Origin of the sequence: Streptomyces sp. NPDC097617 (genome assembly GCF_044761485.1) — a bacterium.
Taxonomy (GTDB): domain Bacteria; phylum Actinomycetota; class Actinomycetes; order Streptomycetales; family Streptomycetaceae; genus Streptomyces.
This window is the reverse complement of record NZ_JBIWCL010000047.1, coordinates 1-17,973: the sequence shown is the minus strand read 5'-3', so window position 1 is coordinate 17,973 and position 17,973 is coordinate 1. Positions and strand designations below refer to the sequence as shown.

The following is a 17,973-nucleotide window of genomic DNA, read 5'->3' as shown; positions in this document are numbered from 1 at the left end:
TCCTACCGGCTGGTCACCACCCTGACCGACGCCCGCCGTCATCCCGCTGGGGTGCTTGTCGGTCGCTATCACGAACGTTGGGAACACGAGAGCGCATATTACGCGCTCCGTCACACGATCACGGCCGGGCGGAACCACCGCTCGGGCGATCCGGCCGGCTTGAAGCAGGAGATGTGGGCCCTGCTCGCGCTCTATCAGGCCCTGCGGGCCGTGCTGGTCGAGGCCGCCGAGTCCTTGCCCGGCTTCTTCCGTCCCGTCGTCACCGGGTCAGTACCCGCAAGGTCAAGTCCCCGGTGTCCCGCTACAGCGAGCGACGCGCCGACGGCCGTCCCGACCGCAGCCACACCGTCACCCGACTCGCCGTCACTGTCCTCGAACCCGGCCCCGAACCCTCGCCTCGGCCCATGGTCTCCCGCGACGACCGGAACACCGCCCCCGAACACCACCGACGCCATCGGATTCTCGCCCTGCTCCAGGACGACCCGGCTCGACTGTGGAGACCCGCAGAGATCGCAGCTCATTTCGGCGACGTCACGCTGCACGCCATGTATCGACAGCTCTCCAGATGGGCCGACAGCGGACTCATCCACAAGATCGGCCCCGGCCTCTACGCAGCCACGGCCTGGGCATCAACTGCCTTGCAGCCAGCGGGAAAACGCTAAGACCGTGTCCTATGTGGTGAGGCGAACGAGTCTCTTATAGCAGCACAGGGCAGCGGCGAGACGAGCGGACCTACGGCCGGCTCATGCTCCACCGCCGCCTGGCCCGCGACTACGAAACCCACCCACACCGTTCCGAAGCCATGATCCACCTCGCCATGACCGACCTCATGGCCCGCCTCCTCACCGGCGAGAACACCATCTCCTGGCGCGACCCGACAGAACAGACCAAACGACCGATCCTGGGATGAAACAGCGGGATAAAACGACCTCTTAGGGGCGGGTGATTCCGACTGTTCTGGGTTGCGGGTGGGTGATTTCGAGGCTGGCGCAGGCACGCCAGCCCCACGGCTCCTGGTCGTATTCGGCTCGGTCGGCTAGTAGGGAGACGATCTCCAAGCCCCTGCCGTGCTCATCCTCCGGTTGCACGGAGTGAAAGCCTGGGACAGGGGAGGACTCACCGAAGTCGGCCACATCGACGTGGAGGGTGCTACCGGTCAGGCAAAGACTGATGGTCATCTCGGACCTGCCGTGCTGGCTGGCGTTCGCGGCCAGTTCACCGACGATCAGGAGCGCGGACGTTTGATCGTCTTCGCCCATTCCCCACCGGGTCAGGAGGCACATGGCGAAGCGGCGTGCCATGCGAACATAGCGCTGCTGGGCAGGCAGGGCTATAGCAGCATGCCGCGGAAGGCTGCCATAGCGGAAGTTCCCGGAGGCACCCTGGTGATGGTCGACGATCTGGTGGCCGCCGTCGCCGGGTCGTGCAGACGTAGCGGGGGTCGCCTCACCCGGGGCTCGTGGTGTGCTGATCATGGCGGATCCCCTCAGGTATCCAGACGACGAGCCCATAGACAACGTTGTCGTTGAATCCATGAACCCACGCACGTAGGCGATCGTCAAGGACTTCGTTGCAATTTTCTCTAATGATGTTTAAAGGCCGCGCAGCCCTAATTGATCAACAAAAGGGCTGGTCATTGCTTTGCGTGATGGAGGTGGGCAGGGTCCGACATTGAGGTGGCGTCTCGTCGGCACCGGCTGCGGATCTTGATTGCTTAGGCAACGTTGTCTATAGTCGATTGGGTATCCTGCGGAGCAGGTGCCTTCTGCGGAGGGCGGTCCGTATGCCTGGCAATGCGACAGACCATGCGCGTGAAGCGGTGACACGGCCGACGATGAAAGACGTTGCAACCGCCGCCGGTGTCGGGCTGAAGACCGTCTCCCGGGTTGTCAACGGTGAGAAGGGTGTCAGTGAGGCCACTGCGGCACACGTTCTCAGAGTCATCGAGCAGCTCGGTTTCCGCCGGAATGATAGTGCCCGGATTCTTCGGCAGGGACGTCACACCGGCAGCGTGGGTCTCATCATTGAGGACCTTTCTGATGCTTTCTACTCCCAGCTCAGCTGGGCTGTAGAGCAGCTCGCTTCGGCTTTCGGCTCGCTGCTGTTGATCGGCTCGTCGGCCGAGGACGCAAGTCGTGAGCAGGAGCTGGCGACCGCGTTCAGCGCACGGCGGGTCGATGGGTTGATCATCGTGCCGACCGCCGCCGATCATCGGTATCTGGCGCCTGAGATGGCCGCAGGAATGGCCGTCGTCAGTGTGGACCGGCCGGCCTCGGGCCTTGACGTGGACACGGTGCTCAGCACCAACTTGGAAGGAGCTCTCGAGGCAGTCGCCCATCTGCTGCGCTGGGGACACCAGCGGATTGGATTCATCGGCGACCGCTCAGACATCTTCACCGCCGCGGAGCGACTGAGCGGCTACCGGCAGGCGATGGCGGAGGCCGGATATCCGATTCACGATTCCTGGGTGTCCATGGGTGCGCTTGACCCCGTACGCATCCGCATCACGCTCAACCGGATGTTCTCCGGACCGGAACCCGTTACCGCGCTCATGTGCGGCAATAACCGGACCACGGCCGTCGTTCTCCGCGAACTGGCACGGTTTCCCCATCGCCTGGCGCTGGTGGGTTTCGATGACTTCGAATTCGCGGATCTGCTGGGTATTACAGTAGTGGCGCAGGACCCCGTCCAGTTGGGACGGACGGCCACGGAACTCCTCTTCGGCCGGCTGAGTGGCGAGCAGGCGCCTTCTCAGCGAATCGAGATACCTACTCGCCTCATTCTGCGAGGTTCCGCCGAGTTGCCGCCCTGACTCGTTGCACAGGCCGGTGGTCTGCCTGACCTTGCTCGTAGCCGCGCGACAGTGCTTGGCCTCGTGGGCCAACGCTCGGCGCAACTGCGGCCGGGGCAGGGTTCCAGGAGTCCTGCAGCAGAACAAAGGTGAACGGTCCGAGGCCGGGTCTGGCGGGCCGAGCGGGCTGCAGCGCCGCAGGGTTGACGGTCAGTTCATCGACGGGCTGGGTTTCCCGAGCCCGGCCAAGGGCCGCTCGCGCACCTTGAGCTGACGGGAGAGGGCAAGCTGTGAGGCTCGTCCCACCCAGCGCCCCGGGGTCCGATGGTAGTCACATCCGAACAGACCAGGATCTCATCCAGTGTGCTCTCCTCGCCAGGCAGGGTGCCATCCTTCCCGGCGTCGAACCAAACTACGAGCCAGGGAGGTTTGCTCTCCCCGGGGGTGTCAGTCGGCGAGAAGGGCAGACAGCTGGGGAGAGTACGTCGAGTGCAGCACGAGGGAGGCGCCGCCCACCACGGCGGCATCCGTGCCGAGGGGAGATGCCTTGACCTTGACGACCCGGATGCTGCGGGATAGCGGTCTGGTGGCCAACGCCGAGGCGACGATGTCGACATAACGCTGTTCCACGTGCTGGATGCCGTGGCCGCCGAGAACGATGAGGTCCACATCGATGAAGTTGGCGATGGTGACCGCAACCGAGGCGACGTGTTCCGCGGCTTGGTCGATGACGGCGGCGGCGACCGGGTCGCCCGCCGCGGCGGCGAGGCGGATGGAGGCATGGTCGACCGAGGCCGGATCGTGGTCGAACGCGTGCGACAGCTCACTCTCGCCCCGGGGGCGGCCGGCGAGTCGGCGGTGCACCTCGGCCACGATTGCCGAGGGGTTGACCAACCGCTCCAGGCAGCCTCGGTTGCCGCAGTAGCATTCCGGCCCGTCGGGCAGCACAGTGGAGTGGCCGAACTCTCCCGCGTTCAGCGAACCACCCCTGTACACCTGATGGTTGAGGATCAGGCCGCCGCCGATGCCGGTGCCGAAGAGGAAGTAGGCGAAGTTCGCCACGCCCTTGCCCGCACCGGACCAGCGTTCACCGACGGCGGCTGCGGTGGCGTCGTTGTCCAGCGTCACCGGCAGTCCTGTGGCATCGCTCAGCATGCTTTTCAGGGGCACCCGAGTCCAGTGCGTGAGCTGGGGCGGAGCGACGATCATGCCGAGCTCCTGGTCGATCGGTCCTGGTGTGGCGACGCCCAGGCCTAGCACCTTGTCGCGCGGGACGTCCGCTTCGTCCAGCGCGTCCGCGACCAGCTCGGCCATGGCCGTCACCACACGGGACGGGTCGCTGCTGGGCGGGGTGGGGCGCCGCTTTACGACCAGCGGGCGTCCGCCCAGGTCGACCACGGCACAAGTCAGCTCGACCGGGTCGAAGTGCAGTCCGACCGCACTGCCCGACTCCGCGTTGAGCCGCAGTGTGGTGCGGGGCTTCCCGCCGCTGGCGACCCTGCTGGCCCCGTCCTCCCGAACGATGTCCTCGTCCAGCAGGCGGCGCACGATGCCGGAGACCGTCTGCGGGGTGAGCCCGGTCCGCTGGGCGATCTCCACCCGGCTGATGCCGTCGAACAGCTGGATCTGGTCCAGGACCACCGCTTGGTTGTACCGCCCCACCTTCGGGAGGTTCGTTCCTGCCTGCCGCACGCACCGGTCCTCTCTGTGGCTCCCTAGGAACATTCTCCAGGGCATTGACTTAATAAAACAAATGGATTTACTGTCCCGGCACGCAGCTGTAGCAACCCGGACTCGATCGAGGCACCACGCGGTGCAGCGGAGGCAACCTGTTGATGTCCACGAAACCCGCATCCGTCCAGGCGGACCCGAGCGGCGCGGAGGTCTGCCCATGACCGAGGTTCCGGCCGTACTGGAGATGTGTTCGATCACCAAGACCTTCCCCGGCGTCACAGCGCTCGCCGAGGTGAACCTGGTCGTGCGGGAAGGTGAGATCCACGCGATCTGCGGGGAGAACGGTGCCGGCAAGTCCACCCTCATGAAGGTGCTGAGCGCAGTTCACCCGCATGGCAGCTATTCGGGCGAGATCGTCTACCGCGGCGAGCAGATGCGCTTCCAGGACATCCGGGCGAGCGAGCGGGCCGGGATCGTCATCATCCACCAGGAGCTTGCGCTGGTGCCGGGCATGTCGATCGCCGAGAACATCTTCCTCGGCAACGAGCCGCGCAGGCGGGGCGGCATCGACTGGAGGGCCTCCCGGCGCCGTGCGCTGGAGCTGATGGAACAGGTCGGGCTCCGGGAAGATCCCGACACGCTGGTCAAAGACATCGGTGTCGGCAAGCAGCAGCTCGTCGAGATAGCGAAAGCGTTCGCGAAGGACGTGAAACTGCTCATCCTCGACGAGCCGACCGCGGCTCTCAACGAGGACGACTCCCGGCACCTGCTCGACCTGCTGCGCGGCTTCCGGCAGCAGGGCATCACCTCGATCATCATCTCGCACAAGCTGAGCGAGATCGAGGCGATCGCCGACAGCATCACGATCCTGCGTGACGGCCGCACCATCGAGACGCTCGACGTCGAGGCGGACGGCGTCAATGAGGACCGCATTGTGCGAGGCATGGTCGGCCGGGAGCTCAGCAGCCGGTTCCCCGAGCACACTCCCGACATCGGCGAGGTCTTCTTCGAGGTCCGTGACTGGACGGTGCAGCACCCAAGTTCCGGCGAAAGGCTCGTCTGCAAGGGGTCGACCTTCCATGTCCGGCGCGGCGAGATCGTCGGCTTCGCCGGCCTCATGGGTGCCGGGCGCACCGAACTTGCGATGAGCCTTTTCGGACGTTCCTACGGCACCTACCTGTCGGGCAGGGTCTTCAAGGACGGCGAGGAGATCCGGCTGAAGTCGGTGGCGGACGCCATCCGCCACGGCCTCGCCTACGTCAGCGAGGACCGCAAGTCCATCGGCCTCAACCTGCTGGACGACATCAAGACCTCGGTTGTGGCCGCCAAACTGTCGAAGATCGCCAGGCGCGGTGTCATCGATCCGGTACGTGAGTACCGGATCGCCGAGGACTACCGCACGAGCTTGAGGATCAAGACGCCCAGCATCGACGAGGGCGTCGGCAAGCTCTCCGGCGGCAACCAGCAGAAAGTCGTCCTGGCGAAGTGGATGTTCACCGACCCGGACCTGCTGATCCTCGACGAGCCGACCCGCGGCATCGACGTCGGTGCCAAGTACGAGATCTACGGGATCATTCAGCGGCTCGTGAGCCAGGGCAAGGGCGTCATCGTCATCTCCTCGGAGCTGCCCGAACTCATCGGACTGTGCGACCGCATCTACACGGCGTTCGAAGGCACCATCACCGGCGAGATCCCGCGCCGCGACGCCGACCCCGAAGTGCTGATGAAGCAGATGACCGCGATGAAGAAGAGCCCGACCTCATGAACCGAATCAAAGACCTGCGCAAGAACCTGTTCGGAGGCGCGACCTCCAACGCCCGCCAGTTCGGGATGATCTCCACCCTCGTGGCGATCGTCCTGCTGTTCCAAATCTGGACCGGCGGACTGACTCTCACCTCCGGCAACCTCATCGCCGTCGTCAGCCAGTACTCCTACATCCTGATCCTCGCCATCGGCATGCTCATGGTGATCGTCGCCGGGCACATCGATCTCTCGGTCGGCTCGGTTGCGGCGTTCACGGGCATCGTTGTCGCCAAGGGGATGGAGGCATACTCACTCCCGTGGCCCCTCGGCATCGTGCTAGGCCTTCTTGTTGGCGCACTGATCGGTGCTTGGCAGGGCTTCTGGGTCGCCTACGTGGGAGTGCCCGCGTTCATCGTCACCCTGGCAGGGATGATGCTGTTCCGCGGCGGTAACCAGTACATCGGCAACGCCGACACGGTGCCGGTCCCCGAGGGTTTCCGCGAGATCGGAGCGGGCTTCCTGCCCGAGGTCGGGCCGGACACCGGATACAACAACCTGACCCTGTTTCTCGGACTGGCGGCCTGCGCGGGCATGGTGTGGCGCGAGTGGAAGGCGAGGCAGACCCGCCGCGAGATGAACGCCAACGTGGCTCCCGCCTGGATCACGGGCATCCGCCTCGCGGTGATACTCGGGGTCATCGTCTTCGCGACGCTGCGTTTCGCGGGCGGCCGCGTCGGCACCAGCCTGCCGGTCTCCGGCATCATCCTGATCATCCTGGTGCTCGCGTACTCGTACTACACCCGCAACACCATTGGTGGCAGGCACATCTACGCCGTTGGCGGCAACGCCCGAGCGGCCGAGCTGTCCGGTGTGAAACTCAAGCGGGTCAACTTCGTCGTCATGATGAACATGTCCGTACTGGCCGCTCTGGCCGGCATGATCTTCGTGGCGCGCTCCGCGGCATCCGGCCCGCAGGATGGCCTGAGCTGGGAGCTCGACGCCATCGCGGCCGTCTTCATCGGCGGCGCGGCGGTTTCCGGCGGCCTCGGCACCATCAGCGGCTCCATCGTCGGCGGCCTGGTCATGGCCCTGCTCAACAACGGCCTCCAACTGGAGGGCGTCGGCTCCGACATGGTCCAGATCATCAAGGGGTTCGTCCTCCTCCTCGCCGTCGCGTTCGACGTCTACAACAAGAGCCAGGGCCGCTTCTCGATCATCGGAGCGCTCATGCGCCCCTTCCGCCGCGAGGAACCAGCCGCCCCGGTCGTCCCGGCTGACCTGGCCGCCCCGGCCGCCCCGGTCATCCCGGTCGTCCCGGCTTCCGACCCCGACAAGACGCCGGTCACAGGCTGACCGCCATTCACTCGCGGGCCCGGGCCCGCGCGCCACTCCCGGCAACAGCAACACAGCACATAGAAGGGCTCGACTCACCATGCGCAGAATCATCACCAGAGGGATCGCCGTGGCCGGCGCCATCGCCCTGCTCACCTTGAGCACGGCCTGCTCCAACGAACGCGAAGGCTCCGCCAGCACCGTGAATGCCGACGCCAAGGGCTTCGCGCAGGACTCCCTCGTCGGCGTCGCGCTCCCGTCGAAGACCTCGGAGAACTGGGTGCTCGCCGGTGACCTGTTCACCAACGGCCTGAAGGCCGCGGGCTTCAAGGCAGACGTCCAGTACGCAGGTGCCTCGACCACCGTCGCGGACCAGCAGTCGCAGATATCCGCCATGATCACCAAGGGCGCCAAGGTGATCGTCATCGGCGCCACCGACGCCTCGCAGCTCGCCACGCAGGTGGCCCAGGCCAAGCAGGCCGGCGCGGCCGTCATCGCCTACGACCGCCTCATCACCAACACGCCCGACCTTGACTACTACATCGCCTTCGACAACCTCAAGGTCGGCCAGCTGCAGGGCCAGGCCCTCATCGACGGCATGAAGGCCAAGAAGCCGCAGGGCCCGTGGACGGTCGAGCTGTTCTCCGGCTCGCCTGACGACAACAACTCGAAGGTCTTCTTCGACGGCGCGATGTCCGTTCTCAAGCCCTTGATAGACAAGGGTGACATCGTTGTCGGCTCCGGTCAGAAGGACATCAAGCAGACCGCGATCCAGGGCTGGAAGGCCGAGAACGCCCAGCAGCGCATGGACTCGCTGCTGACCTCGACCTACGGCAGCGGCAAGGAGCTCGACGGCGTCCTGTCGCCGAACGACACCCTCGCCCGCGCGATCCTCACCTCCGTGAAGGGCGCCGGAAAGCCGGGCCCGGTCGTCACCGGCCAGGACTCCGAGGCCGAGTCGGTGAAGTCGATCATGGCCGGTGAGCAGTACTCCACCATCAACAAGGACACGCGCAAGCTCGTCGCGGAAACCATCAACATGGTCAAGTCCCTGCAGACGGGCGAGAAGCCGCAGATCAACGACACCAAGTCGTACGACAACGGCTCCAAGGTCGTCCCGGCCTACCTCCTCCCGCCGGTCATCGTGACCAAGCAGAACGCGGCCGAGGCCTACGCCAGCGACCCCAAGCTGGCCCCGCTCACCAAGTAGCCCACTCACCTGCAGCGTCGCGCCCCCCGGCACCTCCAGGGGCGCGACGACGCGGCAGGCCACGCGGACAGGCGAGACCCCTCGATCGACCGCACGCCGCGACGCCTGCCCGCGAGAAGTCCCGAGAAAAGGAGTGGATGCGCTCGTGTACGGAGCACTCGACATCGGTGGTACCAAGATCGCAGGAGGGATTGTTGACGCCGACGGCCGCCTGGTGGCCCGGTCGCAGTCGGCCACACCGGCCCGCGGCACGGCCGAGGAGATGATGGCCGCCGTCGCGGCCGTCCTGGACGACATCGCAGGCCATCCGGCATGGAAAACCATCTCCCACCTCGGCATCGGCAGCGCGGGCCCGGTCGACCCCACGGCCGGGACGGTCAGCCCGGTCAACATCCCCGCCTGGCGCGCCTTTCCCCTGGCCGCCCGGGTACGCGCTCATCCCCGCCTCCCGCACGGCGTCGCGCCCGTCGTGGTGGGGGACGCGATCGCGATGACCGCCGGCGAGCACTGGGCAGGCGCCGCCAGAGGAATGGACAACGTCCTGGGCATTGTGGTCTCCACCGGCATCGGTGGCGGCATGATCCTCGGCGGGTCGCTGTACGCCGGCCCGACGGGCAACGCCGGGCACATCGGCCACCTCACCGTCGACCACGCCGCGGGACCCCAGTGCCCGTGCGGAGCGCGCGGCTGCGTGGAACGACTCGCCAGCGGCACGGCCATCGCCGCTCACGCCGTGGAATCCGGCTGGGTGCCGCCCGTCGGCGTCGAACCGACGGCCGCCGCGGTCGCGGACGCCGCCCGCGCCGGTGACCCGCGAGCCGTCGCGGCATACGACCGCGCCGGACGAGCCCTCGCCGCCGCGATCGCCGCCACGGCGGCCCTCGTAGAACTTGACCTCGTTGTCATCGGCGGAGGGGTCGCCCAGGCCGGCGCAACCCTGCTCACGCCCCTGCGCCGCCACCTCGCCGACTACGCCGTCCTCGACTTCACCCGCGACCTACCCATCGTGCCCGCCAAGCTCGCCAACGACGCCGGACTCATCGGAGCAGCCGCCGTGGCCAGCCTGTCACACGTGCAACACGGCACAGCCCGGCGGTCCGCTGCCCACCTGTAATCGACCGGAGTCAAGACCCCGTGGACCTGCTCACCACCACCGTCCAGCCCTATGCCTGGGGCTCCACCACCGCCCTCGCCGAATTGATGGGCATACCACCCACCGGCGAACCCCAAGCCGAACTGTGGCTGGGCGCCCACCCCGCCGCCCCGTCCCACATCGACCGGGGACAAGGACCGCTGGCACTGGACAAACTGCTCGCCGCTGACCCGGCAACCGAACTGGGGCCCGCCCTCGTGCGTCGGTTCGGCCCGCGGCTACCGTTCTTGCTGAAAGTGCTGGCCGTCGACACCCCCCTGTCGCTCCAAGTCCATCCTGACCTCGCCCAGGCCGCCGCTGGTCATGCGCGGGAGAACGCCCTGGGGATCCCGCTCGACGCCCCGCACCGCACTTACCGCGACGACCAGCACAAGCCCGAGATGATCGTCGCCTTGACCCGGTTCCGAGCTCTGTGCGGCTTCCGCCCTCCCAAACGGTGCGCCGACCTCCTCGAACTCCTCGACCTCCCCGCCCTCAGGCCGTACGCCGCGCTGCTTCACACCCTCCCGGGGGAAGTCGCCCTCCGGCAGGTCTTCACCGCCTTCCTGACACCCCCGAGCGGCCTCCTCACCGCCGTCACCGAAGCAGTCCGACGCGCGGCAACAGAGGCCGGACCGTACGAAGCGGACTTCGCCGCGTACGCAGCCATTACCTACGCCCACCCCGACGACCCCGGCTTGCTACCGGCTCTGATGCTCAATCACGTGCAGCTGGAACCCGGAGAGGCGCTCTTCCTCGATGCGGGAGTCGCGCACGCCTACCTCTCCGGCCTCGGCGTGGAGATCATGGCGAGCTCCGACAACGTCCTGCGCTGCGGACTGACTTCGAAGCACGTGGACACCGCCGAACTACTGAAAACGGTGGGCTTCACCGCGCTCCCGGTCCGAACCTTCACCGCGCGATGGGACCCGGCAACCAGGGAACACGTGTACCCGGCCCCGGTCGACGACTTCAGACTCTCCCGGTTCGACCTCATACAAGCAGATAGACCACACACGCTTACAGCAGAAGCGCCCCAGATCGTGCTGTGTGTTCGCGGCGGAGCGACCGTCACCGCGCAAGAGCGCTCGGTACAGCTCCGACCCGGCCGCGCCGTATACGCCCCCGCAGGTGAGGTCCTCCGGCTCAGCGGCGAGGGGATGGTGTTTCGCGCTACCTCAGCCGTGCCCCGTCAGAAAGGTCCCACATCGTGAAACCGCATCTGCGTGCCTCGGCCGTTCTGGCTGCCCTGACCCTCACCGCCACCCTCGCCGCCTGTAGCAGTACCGACAAGGGGAGTAGTAGTAGCAGAATCAGAATCGGCCTCCTGCTCCCTGAGAACGAGACTGCACGCTACGAGAAGTTCGACAAGCCGCTGATGGAAAAAAGGATCGCCCTCCTGACCTTCGGCAAGGGCAAGGTGCTCTACGCCAACGCCGGGGGAGATGCTGCCAGACAGAACGTCCAGGTCGACATGATGATCGAGAGCAAGGTCGACGTCCTGGTCGTCGACCCGGTGGATTCCAAGTCGATCGCCGGGGCGGTAGCGAAGGCCAAAGGTGCCGGCATCCCGGTCGTCGCCTACGACCGCCTGGCCGAGGGCCCGATTGACGCCTACACCTCCTTCTACAACGAGACGGTCGGTCGGGTCCAAGGCGAGGCCCTGCTGACGGCATTGGGCGACAAAGCCAAAAGCGGTAAGATCGTCATGATGCATGGCGCTCCCACCGATCCCAACGCCGGCCAGTACAAATCCGGCGTCCACAAGATCCTCGACGGCAAGGTGAACATCGACAGGGAATACGACACCGCCGACTGGAACCCGGAGAACGCGCGCACCAATATGACGACCGCGCTCTCCACACTCGGCAAAGAGAAGATCGTTGCCGTCTACTCCGCCAATGACGGCATGGCTGGCGGAGTCGTCACCGCCCTAAAGGCCGCAGGCTACTTCCCGCTGCCCCTGATAACCGGCCAGGACGCCGAACTTAGAGCTGTGCAGCGTATTGTGACAGGCGATCAGTTCATGACTGTCTACAAATCCTATGCCCGCGAGGCCGAGGCCGCAGCGGAACTCGCCGTCGCCCTCGCCAAGGATGGGCATACTGGCGGAATCACCAATGACGTGATCAGCAGCCCGACCACCAAGCGCGTACCCACCATTTTCATTCCCAGCGTGCCCGTGACCCGGGATAACATTAGGGAAACCGTGGTCCTCGACGCGTTTTACACCGTCGAGGAGATCTGTACCGACGCGCTCAAGGCTGCTTGTTCGCAGATCGACCTGACATATTGATCAGAAACTCAAAGGGTTCTCTTCGAGGGTGTAGCGGACGTGCGGGCCGTGGAAGTAGCCGCGGACGATGTGCGGCTGGCGCTGACGGCGGTGGGAGAACCGTCGTGCCTCGCTGGCGAGCTGGGCCTGGGTACGGGCTTTGCTGCTCGCGGGAAGGCTCCGTTTGAGGTCGGCGTTGACGAGCTCGTCGGGGTTGAGTTCGGGCGAGTACGACGGCAGGAAGTGCAGCTCGACCTGGTCGGCGTGATCGGCCAGCCAGTCGCGGACCGTGCGGGACCGGTGGGCTGAATGGCGGTCCACCACGAGGTGGATCTTGCGGTCGAAGTGGCCGGCGAGGCGGTCGAGGAACCGGCACATCACGTTCGCGTCGAAGCTCTCGGTGAACACCATGAAGTGCATGCGGCCCTTCGTGCTGATCGCCGACATCGCGTTCACGGAGATGCGGTTCCCGGTCCGCCGGACGATCGGGGTGCGGCCCCGCTCGCCCCAGGTGCGGCCGCTGACCTGGTCGGAGCGGATGCCGACCTGGTCGGCGAAGAGGACCTCGCCGCCCTCGGCCTTCGCCTTCGCACGGATCGCCGGCCAGGTCTCCTCCAGCCAGACCCGCACCGCCTCCGGGTCCTGCTCGATCGCCCGCTTGTCGGGCCGCTGGAACGACAGCCCCCACCGCCTGAGGTACTTGCCCACCCCCGGCTCGGTCAGCCGCACCCGGTACAACTTCGCGATCAGTACGCCGACCTGGCCACGCGTCCACAACTGCCCGGATAACCCAAGGTCACAAGGGCGGTGATCGAGTACCGCCTGGCGAAGGGCCGCCTGCTCGGCCTCGGACAGCACCTGATGCTCGCCCACGCGCTTGCCCCGCGGGCGAGCGATCAGCGCATCACGCCCGCCGTCCAGCCATTTCGCCCACCAGCCGTCCACCGCCCTCAGCGAGACCTAGAACACCGCCGCAACCTCCGCACGGTCGCGGCCCTCCACCAGCGCGGCCACCGCCCGCAGCCGCAACGCTTCCTGCGCCGTCGGCGACAGATGCCGCGCGTCCCCCACCAGATCGCTCACACCACTACAACGACCCAGAACCACAACCGTTTCGGATCAATAGCAAGATTTGCATTTGGGGGTGAGCGTGCCGATCCACCCGGGCATGGTCGAGCCCCTCGCCGAGCGCACCCGCGACCTGTACGCGACCGCCGAGACCCGCCTACTGGGCATCATCGCCCGGCAGCTTGCCGCAGGTCTGGACGCGCCCAGCTGGGCCGAGCAGAAGCTCGCCGCCGTCCAGGCCATGCGCCGAGCCTCAGGGCCGTCGTCGACGAGCTGCACCAGGCGTCACCCTCGACGTACACGACGCGGTCGCCCAAGGCGTACAACGAGGGCCACCGCGCTGCCGTCGCCGATCTGGGCGCCATGTCCGACGACGCGCGCCGGCTGGTCGACGACCGGCTACCGCAGGCGCAGGCCGTCGACCGCCTCGCACAGGAAACCGTCGATGTGGTCACCTCACGTCCCCCCGCCACCCGCGAACAGGACCCGGCAGCCGGCGCGCACCGCATCCCCGACGCCGTGGTCCTTGTCGCGCTCCTCGCCACCTGCGCCGGCATCTACCTCACCGTCGGCGAGGCCGGGTTCGCCGGCGTCATCAGCGCCGTCGCCGCCCTCTACGGCACCTGGCGCGCACGCCGATGAACTCGGCGAGCTGTCTCCTCGCAGGGTCCCGGTCTTCGACCGCCGTCCCCCGGGGGCGTGCCTGTGTCAGGTGTCGAGCAGGCCCAGTTCGCTGTCGGGCCGGCACAGCGGGCACGCCAGCACATCGGGGACCGTCAGCAAGATCTCCCGCACGATCTGTGCGGTCGCGGGGCGGCCGCGGCTGCTCATCGGGCAGTCGCCGGTGTGCACCCGCTCCGGGGTGCGGCGTACGCCGATGCCGTACTCGATCCACCACTGCGGCGGCTCGGGCGCGGGCCGGCGCCGGGCCTTCTCGGCGTCGGCCACACGGACCGCTGTGATCCGCTCGTCCACGCGGGCCAGGGTCAGCTCCAGCCAGCGGCGTATGACCAGCAGCTGCTCGAGCGCGGGTGGCAGGGGCAGGAGGGGGTCGGGGCCGGGGCCGGACACGTGCCTGCGCCGCCTTGGACCCGACAGGATCCTCCGCAGGGCGGGTTTGCTTCTTCAGCTCCATGCGCGCGGACACGATCTCTTCCCGCGCCAGGGTCGCCCAGTGGGGGTGGTCGACGACGGAGATCGCCAGCTCCCGGATCTCGGCCCACATCCGGTCGACGGTCTCCTTCTCCTCCTCCGACCAGCCGGGGCTGTCGGGGACGTCCCTGCGGTGGGAGAAGCGCTCCCCGCGCGCCCAGCCCTTCATCGGCTCCACGCTCCACGGCAGCCGGGCCAGGAAGGCACGGTGCTCGGCGTGGGCACGGTGCAGCTGCTCCTGGAGCCGGCCGGCCTGCATGTTCGGATCCCCGCCTTCGTCAACAGTATGGCGAACGGTCCCCCGTTCGGGCGCCTTGACGGGCGCCCGCCTCCGGACGGCCGGAGGATCGGTGCGGGAACACGCGACGGGAGCCGACCAAGGATGCCGAACACCGCCGGTTGCCCGAAGCGGGCGCGCATCGTCCTGTCAGGCGTACTGGTCCTCGCCGTGGCCGCCCTCGTGACCGGGTGCGGCGGCGAGGCCCGCGACGCCAGGCAGGGGACCGGAGCCGTACCCCTCCCCCAGGCGGCGCGCTCCGGCAGGGTCACCGTCGTCTACGAGGCCCAAACGGTTGAACCGGAGGACCGGGAGGCCGTGGCACTGATCCGGAAGTCCCGTGTGCTGGAGCGGTCAGCCGACTGGGTGAACAGAACGCTGACCCTCCCGCACGACATGGTCGTGAAGGTCACCGCCGACGTGCCGCCCGGCGTCACCGACGCCGTCACCCAGCCCGACGGCAGGACGATCTTCATCCCGCCGTCGTTCCTGACCCAGATCGAGAAGGCCCTCGCCGACGTCGTGAAGACCGTCGAACGGCCCGCTCCGTTCCCCGCGTCCGAGTACAACACCGACGACCTGACCGTGCTGTCGACCGAGTTCATCTTCGGCCACGAGATGGGCCACGCCCTGCAGCGCCAGCTGCTTCTGGCCAACCTTGGCCTCGAGGAGGACGCGGCTGACGGCTTCGCGTCCTTCTACACCGTCAACGAGGTCGGGCCGGGCCCGTCGCTGGCCGCCGCGATCCTCTTCGACGAGATCGCCCGCAAGGAAGGCCGGCCGACCCTGGAGGGTTTGGCCAGCGACCACCCCGTCACCCAGCAACGGGCCTTCAACTTCCTGTGCTACCTGGAGGGCAGCAACCCGAGGAAGTACCAGAAGTCCCTGGTCGACAGCGGCTACCTCCCGAAGACCCGCGCCCCCCTCTGCCCGCAGGCGTGGGCGATGCTGGACTACGGCTGGTGGACCCAGCTCCAACCCCACTTCAGCGCGGCGTTCAGGGCCCACGGCGAGGCGGAGCAGAAGAAGGCGCACGCGCGGCTGATCGCGGAGACGGAGACTCTGGCGAAGCGCATCGACGAGATCCGCAGCGGTCAATGAGGGAGGCGACGCGTACCCCGTCGATCTCGTCCGCGTAGTCGCGCAGCAGGGTGCCGGGGACTTCGGTGCCGAGGTCGGGGTTGACGCTGATGGCGACGATCGCGCGGTCCAGACGGTGCGTCTCGTTCGCGGTCAGCTTCCCGAGCTGGGTGAGCGCGGGCTCGACCAACGCGAGCGGCGTCCGGAGGGGTCAGGCGACACGGGGCTGCTCGTCGGTGAGGCGGACGAGGTGGGCGTCGCGGGCCGTCTCCCACAGGACGCCGGTCTCCGGGGCCGGGTATCCGTGGGCGGCGATGTCCTCCAGCACCGAGGCCAGGACGCCGACCTTCGCCCGCTGCTCGGCCGCGTACGCGAGGACGGACGCGGCCGCGTGCTCGTCAAGGGGCTGACGTTCGGGCACGGGCACGGTGGCCGGCTGCTCGCTCATCCCGGACTCCTCGGCTCTCATCTGGCGTGGCGTCACCACCGTATCCCCCACCCCCACCGGGCCGGAATCCGCTCCGGCGAAACCGAACCAACAGGGCCCATGTTGTGGCGCGCCTCGTCACCAACCCTGGTGCCGGTCCTGGGCGGTCAGGAGCAGAACCAGGGCTTTCGAGCGGGTGGTGCCCAGCGCGGTGGCCACCGCCTCGGCGGACATGCCGTCGTCGCCGACCGCGCCGACGGCCTCCCGCCCGACACGGGCAGCGATCCGCTCCAGCACCCCGACCGCGCGCAACGCGGCCAACGGCGTGGCCGCGGCCGTAGCGGTCAGCTGCTCCGTGATCTCGACCAGGAGCGCGGCCAGCGGCTCGGGCAGCGGCACCGCCTCGTCGCGGACGACGGACAGCCGCGCGGTCCAGTCCGCGAGCGCTCCGGCGAGGTCGACGTCAGCCTCGAACCGCCCAGTGACGGCGAGGGCAGCGGGATCGAGACGCGTGTGTTCAACGCGTACACGCGGAACACGTTCACCCCGGAAGCCCCCGCCCCACCGCCGCCGGCTGCCGCGGACGCGCAGCGCTCCCTCGGCGTCCCCGCCGGACCGCCGGAAGAGGTGCCGCCGCCTGCCCCCGGAAAGGCGGGACTGCACACCTTCGACGACTGACGGGCGTCGTCAGGCGTCAACCCTGTAGCGGAGGTCGTAGTGGGAATCGTCGCCCGTCAGCGTCACGGTCTGCTCGCCCGGGTTCGCGGCGTTAACGAAGAAAGATCCGATGAGATCAGGGTCGGATAGCGAATCGAGTTCCCTTACCCAGACTTTTTCGGAGCCTGCGAACTCCCTTGAATCGTTCAGCTCCCACTCATCCCCATTTCCCATATCGCCATCATAAAACATCACCCCGTCTTTGAAATATATCTGAACCTGATCGGCCCCGGCTCCGTCCGTAGTCTCATGGCACTTTAGCCCCAGCAGTTGAAACGTAGCCATGCTCCAGCCTTCCCTTCTTCCTGACTTTCAGGTCGAAGACTTCCAGCAAGTGGCGGTCGGATTTTGGGTGCGCCCCCGTTCTCCGAAATTGGGACGCCAGGAGGGTCCCGATGGAGCCTCGCTTTCATGATTGTGCCGCGATGTCAACCATGCAACTCGGGCGCGCTTGAGAGCGGAGGTTGAGATTCGAGGGATCAGATCGACAAATGAAATTGGCTTCCAAGGAGTGCCCACTCTGCCGCCCCCGTCTATACCTACCGTGATCGTGCGAGGTCGCTTCCTCGCCCCTGACGGCACCCCCCTGTCGGGGTCGTTCGTCTTCCGGGCGCCCACCCTGACGTTTCCGTAGCCGACGTCATCCTCGGCAGTCCCGTATCCATCCAGCTCGACCCGCAGGGGGCAATCGAGGTCACCGTGCCCGCCACCGATGCCCCCAACATGGACCCGTCGGGGTGGGCCTACGTGGTCGCCGAGCAGCTCTCGGGCATCCCCGTAGGCCGCTCGTACAACGTGCTCCTACCCAAGGCACAACCCGACGTCGACCTCGCCGACATCGTCCCGACCGACCCCTCGAAACCGAACTACGTAGGCGTACTAGGGCGCGTATCGGGTCGTGATCAACATGTGCGTTTTGCCTTCACGGCGCGGGCGGGTCCGGTAGTCCGTAAGGCATGACACGGGCGCAACTGACGGACCTGGAATGGGAGTACGTCGCGCCGTACTTGCCGATCGGTGAGTACGGCCCGTATCCCGCACGGCTGCGGAAGCAGTTCGAGGGTGTGATCTGGAAGTTCCGCTCGGGAGCGCAGT

18 protein-coding genes and 2 pseudogenes are annotated in these 17,973 nt (G+C 67.2%); 12 read left to right on the top strand and 8 right to left on the bottom strand.

Going from position 1 to position 17,973, the window contains the following annotated elements:
* The first annotated feature begins 293 nt into the window (after positions 1-293).
* Positions 294-662, top strand: a complete 369-nt coding sequence (locus tag ACIQZO_RS39330; protein ID WP_403636067.1) for a hypothetical protein — start codon at positions 294-296, stop codon at positions 660-662.
* Positions 663-724: 62 nt separating this feature from the next.
* A pseudogene (locus tag ACIQZO_RS39325) lies at positions 725-910 on the top strand (IS5/IS1182 family transposase); the annotation flags it as partial.
* A 22-nt stretch (positions 911-932) separates the two neighbouring features.
* Here the strand turns inward: ACIQZO_RS39325 and ACIQZO_RS39320 are convergent.
* Positions 933-1,475: an ATP-binding protein gene (locus ACIQZO_RS39320; RefSeq protein WP_403636065.1), complete on the bottom strand. Its 543-nt coding sequence runs from the start codon at positions 1,473-1,475 to the stop codon at positions 933-935.
* A 308-nt stretch (positions 1,476-1,783) separates the two neighbouring features.
* Here ACIQZO_RS39320 and ACIQZO_RS39315 point away from each other — a divergent pair, with 308 nt between their 5' ends.
* A complete protein-coding gene (locus ACIQZO_RS39315) occupies positions 1,784-2,812 on the top strand; it encodes a LacI family DNA-binding transcriptional regulator (protein WP_403636063.1) in 1,029 nt (342 codons plus the stop codon).
* Positions 2,813-3,238: 426 nt separating this feature from the next.
* Here ACIQZO_RS39315 and ACIQZO_RS39310 read toward each other — a convergent pair whose 3' ends face one another.
* Positions 3,239-4,483 (bottom strand): ROK family transcriptional regulator, encoded by a 1,245-nt coding sequence (locus ACIQZO_RS39310; protein ID WP_403636061.1) that lies wholly within the window; start codon positions 4,481-4,483, stop codon positions 3,239-3,241.
* Positions 4,484-4,682: 199 nt separating this feature from the next.
* Here ACIQZO_RS39310 and mmsA point away from each other — a divergent pair, with 199 nt between their 5' ends.
* The 6 genes from mmsA (at position 4,683) to ACIQZO_RS39280 (ending at position 12,178) form a co-directional block, all read left to right on the top strand.
* Positions 4,683-6,230 (top strand): multiple monosaccharide ABC transporter ATP-binding protein, encoded by a 1,548-nt coding sequence (mmsA, locus tag ACIQZO_RS39305; RefSeq protein WP_403636060.1) that lies wholly within the window; start codon positions 4,683-4,685, stop codon positions 6,228-6,230.
* Positions 6,227-7,561 (top strand): multiple monosaccharide ABC transporter permease, encoded by a 1,335-nt coding sequence (gene mmsB, locus ACIQZO_RS39300; RefSeq protein WP_403636059.1) that lies wholly within the window; start codon positions 6,227-6,229, stop codon positions 7,559-7,561. The genes mmsA and mmsB overlap by 4 nt, the downstream gene beginning before the upstream one ends.
* A gap of 79 nt (positions 7,562-7,640) precedes the next feature.
* On the top strand, positions 7,641-8,750 hold the full coding sequence (locus ACIQZO_RS39295) for a substrate-binding domain-containing protein (protein ID WP_403636057.1): 1,110 nt from the start codon (positions 7,641-7,643) through the stop codon (positions 8,748-8,750).
* 145 nt (positions 8,751-8,895) lie between these two features.
* On the top strand, positions 8,896-9,864 hold the full coding sequence (locus tag ACIQZO_RS39290) for an ROK family protein (RefSeq protein ID WP_403636056.1): 969 nt from the start codon (positions 8,896-8,898) through the stop codon (positions 9,862-9,864).
* Positions 9,865-9,884: 20 nt separating this feature from the next.
* Entirely contained in the window at positions 9,885-11,096 is a 1,212-nt protein-coding gene (gene manA / locus ACIQZO_RS39285; RefSeq protein WP_403636055.1) for a mannose-6-phosphate isomerase, class I, read from the top strand.
* Complete coding sequence (locus ACIQZO_RS39280) at positions 11,093-12,178, top strand: substrate-binding domain-containing protein (RefSeq protein ID WP_403636053.1); 1,086 nt, start codon at positions 11,093-11,095, stop codon at positions 12,176-12,178. Before manA ends, ACIQZO_RS39280 begins: the two co-directional genes overlap by 4 nt.
* On the opposite strand, the gene ACIQZO_RS39275 is transcribed toward ACIQZO_RS39280, so the two are convergent.
* Positions 12,179-13,102 carry an IS630 family transposase gene (locus tag ACIQZO_RS39275; protein ID WP_403636051.1) on the bottom strand — a complete coding sequence of 308 codons (924 nt, stop codon included), beginning with the start codon at positions 13,100-13,102 and terminating at the stop codon, positions 12,179-12,181.
* Between the two features lie 15 nt (positions 13,103-13,117).
* Complete coding sequence (locus ACIQZO_RS39270; protein ID WP_403636049.1) at positions 13,118-13,240, bottom strand: hypothetical protein; 123 nt, start codon at positions 13,238-13,240, stop codon at positions 13,118-13,120.
* Between the two features lie 348 nt (positions 13,241-13,588).
* Here ACIQZO_RS39270 and ACIQZO_RS39265 point away from each other — a divergent pair, with 348 nt between their 5' ends.
* The gene (locus ACIQZO_RS39265) at positions 13,589-13,867 is read left to right on the top strand and encodes a hypothetical protein (RefSeq protein ID WP_403636048.1); all 279 of its coding nucleotides are present in this window, start codon (positions 13,589-13,591) and stop codon (positions 13,865-13,867) included.
* A gap of 66 nt (positions 13,868-13,933) precedes the next feature.
* Here ACIQZO_RS39265 and ACIQZO_RS39260 read toward each other — a convergent pair whose 3' ends face one another.
* A complete protein-coding gene (locus tag ACIQZO_RS39260) occupies positions 13,934-14,296 on the bottom strand; it encodes a DUF6233 domain-containing protein (RefSeq protein WP_403636046.1) in 363 nt (120 codons plus the stop codon).
* Positions 14,297-14,759: 463 nt separating this feature from the next.
* Between ACIQZO_RS39260 and ACIQZO_RS39255 the strand changes: the two genes are divergently transcribed.
* Entirely contained in the window at positions 14,760-15,755 is a 996-nt protein-coding gene (locus tag ACIQZO_RS39255) for a DUF4344 domain-containing metallopeptidase (RefSeq protein ID WP_403636045.1), read from the top strand.
* 190 nt (positions 15,756-15,945) lie between these two features.
* On the opposite strand, the gene ACIQZO_RS39250 is transcribed toward ACIQZO_RS39255, so the two are convergent.
* The 3 genes from ACIQZO_RS39250 to ACIQZO_RS39240 all read right to left on the bottom strand — a co-directional run bounded on the left by ACIQZO_RS39250 (position 15,946) and on the right by ACIQZO_RS39240 (position 17,163).
* On the bottom strand, positions 15,946-16,182 hold the full coding sequence (locus ACIQZO_RS39250; RefSeq protein WP_403636043.1) for a hypothetical protein: 237 nt from the start codon (positions 16,180-16,182) through the stop codon (positions 15,946-15,948).
* 117 nt (positions 16,183-16,299) lie between these two features.
* Positions 16,300-16,824 carry a hypothetical protein gene (locus tag ACIQZO_RS39245; protein ID WP_403636042.1) on the bottom strand — a complete coding sequence of 175 codons (525 nt, stop codon included), beginning with the start codon at positions 16,822-16,824 and terminating at the stop codon, positions 16,300-16,302.
* Between the two features lie 24 nt (positions 16,825-16,848).
* Positions 16,849-17,163 (bottom strand): hypothetical protein, encoded by a 315-nt coding sequence (locus ACIQZO_RS39240; protein ID WP_403636041.1) that lies wholly within the window; start codon positions 17,161-17,163, stop codon positions 16,849-16,851.
* A gap of 671 nt (positions 17,164-17,834) precedes the next feature.
* On the opposite strand from ACIQZO_RS39240, the pseudogene ACIQZO_RS39235 reads away from it, so the two are divergent.
* Positions 17,835-17,973 (top strand): annotated as a pseudogene (locus ACIQZO_RS39235) (IS5/IS1182 family transposase); the annotation flags it as partial.